Source organism: Parasphingorhabdus sp., from assembly GCF_048267785.1.
GTDB lineage: Bacteria > Pseudomonadota > Alphaproteobacteria > Sphingomonadales > Sphingomonadaceae > Parasphingorhabdus.
This window is the reverse complement of sequence record NZ_JBLWWU010000006.1, coordinates 172866-185787: the sequence shown is the minus strand read 5'-3', so window position 1 is coordinate 185787 and position 12922 is coordinate 172866. Positions and strand designations below refer to the sequence as shown.

General features: G+C 57.3%; 7 protein-coding genes. 4 read left to right on the top strand and 3 right to left on the bottom strand.

Going from position 1 to position 12922, the window contains the following annotated elements:
- The first annotated feature begins 121 nt into the window (after nucleotides 1–121).
- The 3 genes from ACN0VD_RS07065 to glnA all read left to right on the top strand — a co-directional run bounded on the left by ACN0VD_RS07065 (nucleotide 122) and on the right by glnA (nucleotide 4330).
- A complete protein-coding gene (locus tag ACN0VD_RS07065) occupies nucleotides 122–2248 on the top strand; it encodes a PQQ-dependent dehydrogenase, methanol/ethanol family (RefSeq protein WP_417593053.1) in 2127 nt (708 codons plus the stop codon).
- 291 nt (nucleotides 2249–2539) lie between these two features.
- On the top strand, nucleotides 2540–2878 hold the full coding sequence (locus ACN0VD_RS07060; protein ID WP_417593051.1) for a P-II family nitrogen regulator: 339 nt from the start codon (nucleotides 2540–2542) through the stop codon (nucleotides 2876–2878).
- A 39-nt stretch (nucleotides 2879–2917) separates the two neighbouring features.
- Nucleotides 2918–4330 (top strand): type I glutamate--ammonia ligase, encoded by a 1413-nt coding sequence (gene glnA, locus ACN0VD_RS07055; RefSeq protein WP_417593049.1) that lies wholly within the window; start codon nucleotides 2918–2920, stop codon nucleotides 4328–4330.
- A gap of 227 nt (nucleotides 4331–4557) precedes the next feature.
- Here the strand turns inward: glnA and ACN0VD_RS07050 are convergent, their stop codons facing one another.
- Nucleotides 4558–5871, bottom strand: coding sequence for a S41 family peptidase (locus ACN0VD_RS07050; protein ID WP_417593047.1), 1314 nt, complete (start codon nucleotides 5869–5871; stop codon nucleotides 4558–4560).
- 63 nt (nucleotides 5872–5934) lie between these two features.
- Here ACN0VD_RS07050 and ACN0VD_RS07045 point away from each other — a divergent pair, with 63 nt between their 5' ends.
- The gene (locus ACN0VD_RS07045) at nucleotides 5935–6438 is read left to right on the top strand and encodes a MarR family transcriptional regulator (RefSeq protein ID WP_417593045.1); all 504 of its coding nucleotides are present in this window, start codon (nucleotides 5935–5937) and stop codon (nucleotides 6436–6438) included.
- 143 nt (nucleotides 6439–6581) lie between these two features.
- Here the strand turns inward: ACN0VD_RS07045 and ACN0VD_RS07040 are convergent, their stop codons facing one another.
- Complete coding sequence (locus ACN0VD_RS07040; RefSeq protein WP_417593043.1) at nucleotides 6582–10745, bottom strand: translocation/assembly module TamB domain-containing protein; 4164 nt, start codon at nucleotides 10743–10745, stop codon at nucleotides 6582–6584.
- Entirely contained in the window at nucleotides 10746–12851 is a 2106-nt protein-coding gene (locus ACN0VD_RS07035) for an autotransporter assembly complex protein TamA (RefSeq protein WP_417593041.1), read from the bottom strand.
- Between the last annotated feature and the right edge of the window lie 71 nt (nucleotides 12852–12922).

Below are 12922 nucleotides of genomic sequence, written 5' to 3'. Positions count from 1 at the left end.
AAAACCGGAGATTTCAACCGTCCGTCCCGCCCTCTTTCTATAATCCTTGACCTGCCGCCCTCTGCTTAGCTAGTCAGTTAACTGCACGGAGGGCAAACCGTCCGGCGGTTTTGGGAGACGGATGATGCGCAGACTGGGATTGTTAGTGGCTACTCTGGTACTGGCGGCTTGCCAGAACCAGACCGACGAGTCTGCGGCAAGTGATACTGTCACAAGTACCGAATGGAACAATATCGGCTTTGACGCCAAGGAACAACGCCACAGCCCGCTCGACCAGATCAATGACAGCAATGTCGGTGACCTCGGTATCGCCTGGTTTAAAGACCTCCCGGATGCCCGTGGTCAGGAAGCCACGCCAATCGAAGTCGACGGCAAGCTCTATATCTCCACCGCCTGGTCCAAGGTCTTTGCCTATGACGCCAAGACCGGCGAGGAACTGTGGTCCTATGATCCCGCCGTACCCGGCGAGAAGGCGGTCGACGCCTGCTGCGATGTCGTCAATCGCGGGGTCGCGATCAGCCGCGGCAAGCTGTTTTTCGGGACCATTGATGGTCGCCTGATCGCGCTGGACGCGAATACCGGCGCGCGTTTGTGGGAAACCCAGACGACTGACAACAGCAAGCCCTATACGATCACCGGCGCACCCCGCGTGGTCAAGAATATGGTGATCATCGGCAATGGCGGCGCGGAATTTGGCGTACGCGGCTATGTCTCCGCCTATAATGTTCGCGATGGCCAGATGAAATGGCGCTTCTACACCGTGCCCAATCCCGAAGGCAAAGCGGACGGCGCAGCAAGCGACGAGATTTTTGCAAAGGCGGCGGCCAAAACATGGGGCGACGGTGAATGGAAGGAATCCGGTGGCGGCGGAACGGTCTGGGACAGTATCGTCTATGACGAAGATCTCGACCAGCTCTACTTTGGCGTCGGCAACGGCAATCCGTGGAACCATGGCCTGCGCTCGGGCGGAGAAGGCGACAATCTGTTTCTGTCCTCGATTGTCGCGGTCAACCCCGATACGGGCAAATATCTCTGGCATTATCAGGAAACACCGGCCGAAACCTGGGACTATACCGCGACCCAGCATATCATTCAGGCCGAACTGGAAATAGACGGCAAGTCACGCAAGGTACTCTACCACGCACCGAAAAACGGATTTTTCTTTGTCATCGACCGGCTCGATGGCACGTTGATCAGCGCAGAGCCTTTTGTCGACGGGATCAACTGGGCCGAAGGCTATGATCTCGACACCGGCAGGCCGATCGAGAAGCCGGAAGCGCGCTTCTACAAGACCAAAGAACCGTTTGTTGCGATCCCGGGCGCCCTGGGCGCGCATAACTGGCACCCGATGAGCTATAATCCGAAGACCGGGCTGGTTTATATCCCGGCGCAGCAGATTCCGCAGGGCTATGAAGTGCCGGTATCGGAGATCGACAAGAAGCGCGAACGGCTGGGCTTCAACGTCGGCATCGGCTGGTCGATCGGCCAGCTTCCCGATGACAAGGATGTGTACAAGGCGGCCATAGCCGCGACCACCGGAAAACTCGTCGCGTTCAACCCGAAAACCGGCAAGGCGGAATGGAGCGTGGACTATCCCGCCGCGTGGAATGGCGGCACGATGACGACCGCTGGCAATCTGGTCTTCCAGGGCACCAGCACCGGCTTTTTCAAAGCTTATTCGGCGGACAAGGGCAAGGAATTGCTGAGCCTGCCGATGCAGTCCGGCATCGTCAGCGCCCCTTCGACCTACATGATCGACGGCGAGCAATATGTCGCATTCCTGACCAGCAAGGGCGGTGCATTCCCGCTGGTCGCTGGTGTCGCCGGTGGGGTCACGCGTCAATTGCCCAATATTCCGCGGTTGGTGGTGCTGAAACTGGGCGGCAAGGCGCAATTGCCCGCACTGCCGGAGAAAGGCGAAGTCGTCTGGGATCCACCGGTACAGACCGGAACCCCGGAACAGATTGCCGCCGGCAAGGGACTTTACGGTCGCAATTGCCTCGTCTGTCATGGCGACAGCGCGATTGGCAATGGCTTCACGCCTGACCTGCGGGTCAGCGGCGTGCTGCCTGATACCGATGCGTGGGCGTCGATCGTCAAGGGTGGCGCCTTGAAACAACATGGCATGGTCGGCTTCGGATCGCAGCTGAGCGACACTCAGGTAGAAAATATCCGCCATTATGTGGTCAACCGGTCGAACTGGACAAAGGCCAATCTGCCGGAAATGACGAAGCCAACCGCGCGCTGATACGGCCCCCGACAGGGTTCACCCATTCTGGCGCTAATCCCGGCGATTGCAGCAGACGGCAAATGCCTGCCTAAATTATGGACACTTGCCGCTGCAATTGCCTGTTTTTTGGGCGGCATTGTCAGTTGTCCGATTAGCCATTAGCAATGGAACCAAGCATTCCGGTGATTCTGTTCGCGAATCGATTCTGGCATGGTAATTGAATAGGAGCGGGCAATTGTGCCCGACTGCGGCGCTTGTCTCTCAAGTGAGAGCGATAGCCAAGGACGAGGTATACGGGGACGTATTGAAATGAAAAAGATCGAAGCCATAATCAAGCCGTTCAAACTTGATGAAGTGAAAGAGGCGCTGCACGAAGTCGGCGTTTCTGGGATCACCGTGACCGAGGCAAAGGGCTTTGGCCGGCAGAAAGGGCATACCGAACTGTACCGCGGAGCGGAATATGTCGTCGATTTTCTGCCCAAGGTGAAGCTTGAAGTGGTGGTCGAGGACAGCCTTGCCGACCGCACGGTCGAAGCCATTTCTGCTGCTGCACAGACCGGTCGCATCGGCGATGGCAAGATTTTTGTCATCCCGGTCGAAGCCGCGTTGCGTATCCGCACCGGCGAGCGCGACAACGACGCCATCTGATTTTCTATCGCCAACAAACCAAAATCAAAGGATTAAAACATGGCCAATTCGGCATCCGATATTGTTAAAATGATCAAGGAACATGAAGTCGAGTGGGTCGACGTGCGGTTCACTGATCCCCGCGGCAAATGGCAACATCTATCGATGTGTGCCGAAGTCATTGATGAAGATATACTCGAAGAAGGCTTCATGTTCGATGGTAGCTCGATCGAGGGCTGGAAAACAATCAACGAATCCGACATGATCCTGCGCCCCGATCTCGACGCGGTCTACATGGATCCGTTTTCGGCCACACCGATGATGATCCTGGTCTGCAATATCGTCGAACCCGGTGACGGATCGCTCTACAGCCGTGACCCGCGTTCCACCGCTGTCCGCGCCGAAGCCTATCTGAAATCCACCGGCATCGGCGACACCATCTATGTCGGCCCGGAACCAGAGTTCTTCATGTTCGACGATGTCAAATTCGAAAGCGGCTATGATCGCTCCGGCTTCCGCATCGACGACATCGAACTGCCGACCAACACCGGCCGGGACTATGATGTCGGTAACATGGGCCACCGCCCCCGCGCCAAAGGCGGCTATTTTCCGGTCGCGCCGGTCGACAGCTGCATGGACATTCGCGGCGAAATGGTTGCGACCATGCTGGAAATGGGCCTGCCGATGGACAAGCACCATCATGAAGTTGCCGCTGCTCAGCACGAGCTCGGCATTACCTTTGGCACACTGACCGAAACCGCCGACCGGGTGCAGGTCTACAAATATGTCGTGCAGCAGGTTGCGCACGCTTATGGCAAGACCGCAACCTTCATGCCGAAGCCGATCAAGGATGATAACGGCAGCGGCATGCACACTCACATGTCGATCTGGAAAGACGGCAAGCCTCTGTTTGCCGGCAATGAATATGCCGGCCTGTCGGAAATGTGCCTCCATTACATCGGCGGCGTGGTCAAACATGCCAAAGCGGTCAACGCGTTCTCCAACCCGACAACCAACAGCTACAAGCGTCTGGTGCCCGGCTTTGAAGCCCCTGTGCTGCTCGCTTATTCAAGCCGCAACCGTTCCGCTTCCTGCCGTATTCCTTATGGTGCGGGCGACAAGGCGAAGCGCGTCGAATTCCGCTTCCCCGATCCATTGGCCAACCCCTATCTGTCTTCGGCAGCCTTGCTGATGGCAGGCCTCGATGGCATCGAGAACAAGATCCACCCTGGCGACGCGATGGACAAGAATCTCTATGACCTGCCACCGGCAGAACTGGCCGAAGTGCCAACCGTTTGCGGTTCGCTCCGTGAAGCTCTGGAAGCGCTCGAAGCCGATCACGAATTCCTGCTCAAGGGCGATGTGTTCTCGAAAGACCAGATCGATGCCTATGCCGCACTGAAATGGGAAGAAGTAAGCCGGCTCGAAACCACCCCGAGTCCGGTTGAATATGACATGTATTATTCGAGCTGATCTTTCCGGTCAGATTGACAATGACAAGCCCGGGGCAAGCGATTGCTCCGGGCTTTTTTTATCTGGGTGGAATGCTGATCCAGTCACGGCTTCATTCCGAACGTGGCCATGAGCTTTGATCGTCCTGGACGGCAACAATTGGGCGGATCGCTGAACGGCAAGTTTTATGGTGCGATCTAGGCTTAGCGGATATTCCGGCAATTAATCCGAAGTGGCAGCGATGGTTTTCATTCACTCATCTCGGTGATCAGTATCTTCAACTGCGCTTCTCCTTGTCCGGGAATGAGGCGACCCGGAATCAGGGGCGCTCTACCAATTTCGCCCGACGGACGGGTGAATATGTAGAGCGGTGCCTGAACAACAAGGGCGGATTCCGGAAGGGTGAAACGCTGCACCTGTCCGGTTTGGTTGGCGGGCCCCTCGGTCGGGGTGCCAGCGATTTGGGCGATTTTGAAATCCTGAACCGTTACCGCAAAGGCGATGGTTTGAGAATAGCTGGCTGGCCCGATCAGAATGACCGACTTCCCCTGGAATCGATGCGCTAGTTGGTTTGGTGGCTCGACCCACTGAGCAAATGGCATCTCAATGACCTGTCCGATCTGTGATCCCGGAATGAGTGCTTGGTTCTCTGCAACAATGCGTGCTTTGACGGCAGATATTGGGGTGTAGCGGGCAGTCGTAAGATAAGCCATCAGGCGATCAGAAAGCTGACGAGCGCCGCCTCCATTTTCACGCACATCGATAATCAATCGATCGATATTGCCCGCATCGATGCGGGCAAACGCATCTGCAAGAAATGCTGCAAATTCCTCTTCTCTAGATATCTCAAAGCTTTTCACGGTCATGACGGCAACATTGTCGTGAATATTCAGTTCATAGGTCTGGTCGCCGGACACCGCGATGTCACGCGTGGGATCAATCTCAATCGTTTGCGGGCCGTTTTTGCGCCTAAGTGTTACGTTGTGAGACTGTCGGTCGCCCTGCTCTGCCCACAGAGCCACCGGAAATCGCAAGGACAACACTCGCTCGCGAAGCCCCTCGCTCTCGCCACGCATTCGTGGCTCCAACTCGGAAATCAGCGAGGCGGCAGACTGACCATTGATCGCAAGAATTTCTTCGTTGGGGTTTATCGGGCTGGATGATTGAATAGAACGGCCAACATAAAGCCGTCCTTCGGACACGTTGACCGGAAGAGTGAATGCGACGGAGCCCTGTTCAAGCGCTGCTTCATAAGCCGTGTCCGGCAAACGTATTCCGCTATGTGCATCATTCAGCAATGGATTGATCGTTGCGAGCGCGCGCCAGGCCGAGCGAACGTCATACTCACCATCCAGTTTCTGCTCTAGAGCATCAAATGCGGCATCGACCCGCTGAATATCAGCCGAGTGGGAAAGGTCTGGATGGGTTGAGCCCATCCAATCGCGCCATGCTTCAACATCAGCCTTCACGCGATGCGCATCAATCTGGGCAATCGCCGCCTCGCCAAAAAACATCGATGTCATCACGATCAAGGCAATTGACCCTAAACTGAATTTCATCATTGCATCACCTTCCACTATATGTAACTGGTTACATATAATTAGCATGGCACAATGAGATACGCAATGATTCAGAACGAAAAATCCAGAACTGGCCGCATTCACCGCCCGGTAGAGACCTATGCACCGGCCTTTTTTGCTTTTCTTGCTATTCAGCTTACCGATCGCATTACCAGCGAAGGGGCGCGCTTCTCAACCGCCATTGGCCTTGAAATTCCGGTAAATACCATGTCCACAATCATGGTTCTTAAGGAGGGTCCGGCTAGTGTGACCGAGATTGCCAGCGCCCTCAATGTAAGTCATGTCGCGGTGATTAAGACAATCCGCATATTGAATGATAAAGGCATATTGGAGCGCCGGAACGATCCCAGTGATGGCCGACGCAAACCGCTCTCTCTAACCAGCAAGGGAACGCAGGTGGCTGCGGATGTCAGTACAGTAATCGAAAAGGCACAGTCTGTTTACCGCGAACTGTTTGAGGAGATCGGCGTCGATCTCCATGAAGCGCTTCTCAAAATGAACGCTGCGCTTGATCGGATCAGCTTTGACAACCGCCTCGCCAGAGCCTGAGACAGTACAAGGCTCTGTACTGCGAAATGCCAGGTTTCGAGAAATGGTTTCGCTGTTATGAACGACCGCTAATGGGGCGCTAGCCGACCGGCAGTTTATACAACCGGCAAAGCCCCCTCTCTGCGTCCACGGCACTGACGCCATCAATAATCCTTGCTCACCCGCACATTGGCGCTTTGCCGGCCGAGGGTCGAAATGCTGGAGAGAATCGACAGCCAGCGGGTGATCTGGAATTCCAGGCTTGTCGCGCTATAGCCCTGACCATCGGTGATCAGTTCGACATAGGCACGGCGGGTAATATATTTGCCGGCCGCAATCGAGGTTCCCGAGCCGGTGTCGGTATCGGACGGCAGGATGCGCAGGCGATCCAGGCCGACGGCCTTGCGCAACTGGTTGATCGGGTCGAGCCCACCACCACTGTTGAGCGAGGCGACGGCGGCGGCCAGTTGGACCGCTTCGGGAGCTGACAGATCGGCAATCGACGCCCCGAACAATATCCGCGACAGCAATTCATCTTCAGGCAAAGCGGGAATGCTGGTGAAGGCGATCTCGGGCTTGTTGCCAGTGCCGGTGACGTTGATCGTTGCGTTGAGGCCGGTGAGATTGGCTTCTGCCTCGATATCGAGCACCGGATTGACCGGCTGGTTGCCGACAAACCGGATGCTTCCCCGCTCAAGCCGGAAACGCCGCCCAGCAAACGTATAATTGCCGCGGATCAGGCTGGCCGTTCCGACCATCGCGAAATCGTCAACCGGTCCCGTTATTCTGAGATTGGCGCCCCATTCGCTGTCCAGCCCCAGCCCCTCGACCACAAGCCGGTTGGGGACATCCGCCGTCAGCGCAAACCGCCAGGGCCGACTGCGTATCTGCACTGGCCGTTCGTCGGCCCGGCCATTGATCTCACGCGTCTTGATGTCCGGCAGATTGGCGGTGGCAGCGGCCTGGCCAAAGCGGAAAAAACTCCGGTTGAGCGTGACGTCACCCGATATCAGGCCGCCGTCCGCGGAACTGCGTATCTTGATCGGTCCGGTTACCGTGGCAGCGAAATCATCGCGTGCGATCAGCGCTGCCTGTTGGGCATTGATGTCCATCACAATGCCAATCCCTTCCCCGGACTCGACCGCGAAATTGAAACTGCCGCTACCACTCACCGTACCACCACCGGCGGTCGTCCCGGTCAGGCTGGGGAGCACCAGCCGCGAGCCGTCAAACCGGCCCACCGTCTTGATATTGGAAATGACCGTCCCGGTCAGCGGGCTTTCGAGCCGGGCATTGCTGGTCCGGACCAAGCCCTCGATCTGGGGATTGGCAAGGGTGCCGCTGATGTCGAAACTGGCCGCCACGGGTCCGGTCAGATCAAAGGTTTCGACACCGGTCAACCGCCACATACGTTCAGCACCGCCATTGAACCGGGCCTGCGCGAACAGGGGTTTCCGCATCAACTCATTCTGCCAATTGCCGTTGCCGAGCCCGGTGATCCGTCCCTGGAACCGACCAAGGGTCTTGCCCGCCGGCGCTTTTATAATCCCGCGCGCCGCTGCATTGCGCCGGGAAACGGCTATATTGAGGCCCAGATCAATCGGCTCAGAGGTTAATATCAGGCCGGATCTCGTCAAGCCCTTGACCGTCAGCTTGGCCTCGCCCACCGGCACCGCGGACCCGGACTGGCTAAGCTTGACCCTACCATTCACGTTACCGCCCAATCCGAGATCGGGATAGCCGATATCAAGCAGAGAAAGGGGCATTTTCACCATTGTCAGGTCAAGCATGGATGTTCCGCTCGCCCATCGACCGGATAGACGGACGCTGCCACTGCCATAGCTGATCGTGGTCGGAGACACCGTCCAGCCATCGCCAACCCGCTGCAGTTCAAGCGGTCGCGCCAGGCCAAGTTTGCGCCCCTCAAACTGACCCGCTCCGGTGATCTGGTAGCGGTCCGGTGCAATATCGGCTTTCGCCTGGAATTCGAACGTACTGCCCCGTGTCCCGGCGACGGTGAACGTCGCTGTGCCGATGCCGTCGGTCAGCTTTGCATTGGCTGCGATGCGGCCGACAATCAGTTCGCCACGGCTGATTCCCTGCGCGCGGAGGGTCGCGTCGATATTGGACTTGCCATCGATCAGGACAATATCCGCGTCCAGCACAGCCGTGCGAATGAGAATCGGCGGGTTGCCATCGAACCGGGCATTTTTGGCTTTGAGATTGGCGCGGATCAGTTGCCTTCCGTCGCCAGGGCGGAACAGCACGGCGCCGTCGACGCCGCCGCCGCTGACTGCAAGCGTTCCGGCAAGGCCCTGCGGGGTTGACCGGATCGTGCCGGTCGCCAGCGTTTCAGACACCATCAGCCGGTCAATACGCACGGCCGTATCCTGACCCGCTACGGTCAGGATCATGCCGTTGCTGGTAAACGGCCCGAGCGTGGAGCCCCCGGCGGCGACATAGGAAAATCCGGCCTTCACGGGATCCAGTTTCACACTGACCGCCGATAGTCCCGCCGCAGGCAGCGGACTATCGAGCAGCAAGGCGATCTTCGGCCGGTCGAGCGGTCCATCCAGTCTCAGGTCAAAGCGACCGTAGCTATCTTGTCTGCCAGATCCCTGAAACGCAAAGGTCGCCGCGCCGGTCTGTTTGCCGGAACCCCGGAACGACAGTTGGGGCGCTTTCACGACAAGGTCGGAAAAGCGCAAAAATCCGTCCGGTCCGAGCGCCAGCCCCGTCTGCAATTCCGGCAGGCCACCCGCCAACTCTCTCAGAAAAGCGATGTCAAAGCGTTTCAGCTTCGCATTGACCTGTCCATCCACCGACAGGCCTGCCGCCGCGGGGCCCAGATTGATCTGGGCGATGATATCGGCCACCCCGACTCCCTGCACCGCGAAACCCGGGGCATTGGCGTCGATATTGACGGCAAAATCCCCGGTCGAGGGCCTCAGTTCAAGGTCCAACGTGCCCTTTGCAACATTGGTCGCGACACGCGCACGCTCGGCGAACAGCAGATCCTTTTCATAGCGCAGCAACGCGGTTGCGCTAAATCCGGAAAGCAACTGTTTCAACAATTCGCCATTGCCGATCACCGTACCGACGGAAAGCTCGACAGGAATGTCCCAACCGCCCGCGTCGCGTTGCCCTTTGCCCTCGCCGCGTACATTGGTCATCAGGGTTTTGCCCAGAGCCAGTTGCGGTGCGGTCATCAGATATTGATAGCGCAGTGCGGAGAATTTTCCGTTCAACAGGGCTTTGAACTCGAAATCCTGCGCCTTCATATTGGCCGCCAGCGCAGAAGGGTCGATCAGCCTCGTTTCAATCCGCATCGCATCGAGACTGTTGCGTCCGAGATCAATCCCGCCTTTCGCAATGAGGGACAGCGCGGCGGAGCGCCCTTCAAAATCCAGGGCAGCAAGACGGTCTTCGAGACTTATATTTCCCCTGATCGCCAGATTGGGTGATGCCAGTTTCCGGGCCAGACCTTCGGGCATGAGAGAAGCAGTAAGCTGGCCATCATAGGCGAACAGACCTTCCTTGGCTTCGATGGCGATTTGCGCCAGCGGCTCTTCCGCACTGATCGCATTCAACTCGCCATTCCATTTCTGCCAGCTGCCATCGCCTTTCAGGGTAATGGCCAAATCTTGATCCCGTCCGAGTGCAGCAGCCAGCACCCCGCCTGCAGGCGCGATTATTTCGGCATCGATATCGAGTTTTTTGCGGTCCGGTTCGACGTTCAGGGCGAGCGCCAATTTGTCCCCGCTCCGCGTTGTCTCTCCATCCAGACGGACCATCGCGCGACCGGCCCGGATATCGGCAGAACCGGACAGGTCGGCAAATTGTTCCGACCCGGCGACAGCTTCTCCAAGCGCGAGATTATCCACCCGGAAAGCACCGATATATATATCAAAGTCCGGGAGCAGCGGCTGATCTTCCCCACTGTCGATCAATTTCGGCAAACGGTCGAGCCGGGCCTTTGAGATGACCGCCGCGGTGATATTGAGTTCGTTGAATATCCATGCAAGCGGGTTCCAGTCGACGACAACGGCTCCGGCGGAAAAAAACACGCCTTCGGGGTCGCTTAGCTGAAGCCCCTGCACGGCGGCTTCGCCATAAATGGATCCGTTAATCTCGGAGATGCCGATCCGCAGCCCATTGTCCGGCTCCAGCGCCTCGACCTGATTGATGATGAACCGGTGGCCGGAATCGCTATCCAGCCACACCGCCGCACCGAACAGGCCAACAATCACCAGCACCGCCAGACCCAACAGGCCGCGTATCGGCCAGTGCAAGGCAGTCAACCGGGGCTTTGTGGAGCTTTCGGTCATCTAGAACGCCTGACCGAGCGAGACATAGACAGCGATGCGGGAATCGCCCGGCTGGGGATTGATCGGCGTACCGACATCGATCCGGATCGGTCCGAAGTCGCTATAATAGCGAATACCAAGACCGGCACCGTAGCGCAGACCGGAAAAATCCGGAGTGCTGCTGGTGTACACATTACCTGCGTCGATAAACGGCACAATACCGAAATTACCGCCAAAAAAGCCGGTCCGTACGCGTGCTTCAAGGGAGAATTCTACAAGAGACCTCCCACCCGTGGGATCATTATTGATGTCGCGCGGTCCGATGGTCTGGTAGCCAAAACCACGCACCGAACCGCCACCACCGGAATAGAGCCGGCGCGAGGGAGCGATTCTGTTATTGCCGGCACCGACAATCGATCCCAACCGCGTGCGGCCGGCGATTACTATTTTGTCGGAAACGGGAAAATAGGCACTGCCGTCGACCTGGCTGCGTACGTAGAAAAAACTGCCGTCCTGAAGAGATGCTTCCGGGGCGACACGAGCGCTCAGCCGGAAACCCCGGGTCGGATCGAGCAGGTCGTCGCTGGTATCGAAAGTAACCAGCCCGGGCAGCGAGGCAATAAAATAGGTTTCCGGGTCGGTCGCTGCGACATCCCCGGTGATATCCGTTTCCCGCGATGCGAGCAACTCGACACCTGCCGACCAACTCCAGCGTTTTTGATAGATAAGATTGCTCTGCCGCTCAATATTGGCAGCAACCGAAAATGTCTTGGCATCATAAGCTGCACTATCGACCACGCTCAACGCGGTGAGTCCGTTCAATATATTGTCACGCCGCCGATAATTGTTGCGACGATAGGCGATACTGCCAGACTGCTCCTGCGTCCCCAGAACGCCGGTCAGCCGAATAAGACCTTCCGGCGGGAAAAAGTTGCGATGTTCCCAACTGACTTCCGAACGTATGCCTTCGCCAGTGTCATAACCGATTTCACCAGCGATGGTCCGCAGCGGTGCCGGCTTCACATCTACGGCGATATCGACGGCGGAGGGATCCTCTGCCACAACGGGCTTGATCGAGAGGGTAGAAATCAATCCGGTGGCGATCAGGGCCCGACGCAGATCATCTATGTCCGACGCCTGATATATGTCACCGGGGTCGAAGCGGGCAATCATCTGGACATGATCGGCATCGAACAGGTCAGTCGGAGCCAGAACAACCGAACCGAAATTATATTTTCCGCCCGGTGTAACGCTCAATTCCAGATCACCGATCCGCTCGGCATGATCTATTTCCAGTTCCGGTTCGCCGGTCTTCGCGAAAGGATAGCCATTTTCTGCCATCGCCAGATCGAGCCTGCCGATCGCTTCCATGATCTCATCGCTGTTGATCACAATGTCCGACTGCAGACCGAAACTTTCCCTGAATTTCTGTGGATCTGGTGCAACTGCCGTTTCGAGACCGGGCAAGGCGATGGCATCCAGCGTATATTGTGGACCCGCCTGAACGTTTATTACCACGGCCAACCGTTCCTCACCGGTTGATTCGAAGCGTGCCTGCACCACGGCGTCATAATAGCCTTCGATCCGCATCAACCGTTCGACCAGCTCTTCGTCGCTTTGCGCGCGCCTTCTTATCTGGGCGAAATTGGCATCTTCGCCGCGATATTGTTCCAGGACCGACAAGGCATCGAAGCGGATAGAAAAAGCTTCGCTCATCGTATCGGGCAAACCGTTGAAACGCACCCGATAAGCGGTTTCCGCCAGCGCATCAGTCGGCCGATAATCGTTCAGCGGCAAATCTTCCGCCACAAGCTCTTCGCTTACCGGCTGTTCCCGTTCATCAATCGCGTCCGCCACCGTCAGCGCCGCTGCGCCTTCCTCCTCGGTTTCCTCTTCGATTTGATCGGTAACCAGTTCCGTGTCCTGGTCAAGATCGGGCCATTCAACCCCGAAATCGGGAAATTCGGTTAGCGCCTGATCCGGGTCGAGAGGTTCGTCAATTTCGGGCTGATCCGGCTGGTCCGCGACCGTCTGTTCGCCTGCCTGCGCATATGCGGGCTGGATGAGCGAACCCACAAGCAAAATAGCCAGCGTACCGAAGCAGCGACGGAAAGCGATCAGACCCATTGGGATCTCTTTAGCGACTGATGATTCGTGAAGCCAATGAATAAGATTGCCTTTCCGACAAGCGTTTCTTT

Bases quoted from the DNA above. Each gene is read 5' to 3' on its own strand.
- ACN0VD_RS07065 (WP_417593053.1), top strand. From the start codon at position 122: ATGATGCGCAGACTGGGATTGTTAGTGGCTACTCTGGTACTGGCGGCT.
- ACN0VD_RS07060 (WP_417593051.1), top strand. From the start codon at position 2,540: ATGAAAAAGATCGAAGCCATAATCAAGCCGTTCAAACTTGATGAAGTG.
- glnA (WP_417593049.1), top strand. From the start codon at position 2,918: ATGGCCAATTCGGCATCCGATATTGTTAAAATGATCAAGGAACATGAA.
- ACN0VD_RS07050 (WP_417593047.1), bottom strand. From the start codon at position 5,871: ATGATGAAATTCAGTTTAGGGTCAATTGCCTTGATCGTGATGACATCG.
- ACN0VD_RS07045 (WP_417593045.1), top strand. From the start codon at position 5,935: ATGATTCAGAACGAAAAATCCAGAACTGGCCGCATTCACCGCCCGGTA.
- ACN0VD_RS07040 (WP_417593043.1), bottom strand. From the start codon at position 10,745: ATGACCGAAAGCTCCACAAAGCCCCGGTTGACTGCCTTGCACTGGCCG.
- ACN0VD_RS07035 (WP_417593041.1), bottom strand. From the start codon at position 12,851: ATGGGTCTGATCGCTTTCCGTCGCTGCTTCGGTACGCTGGCTATTTTG.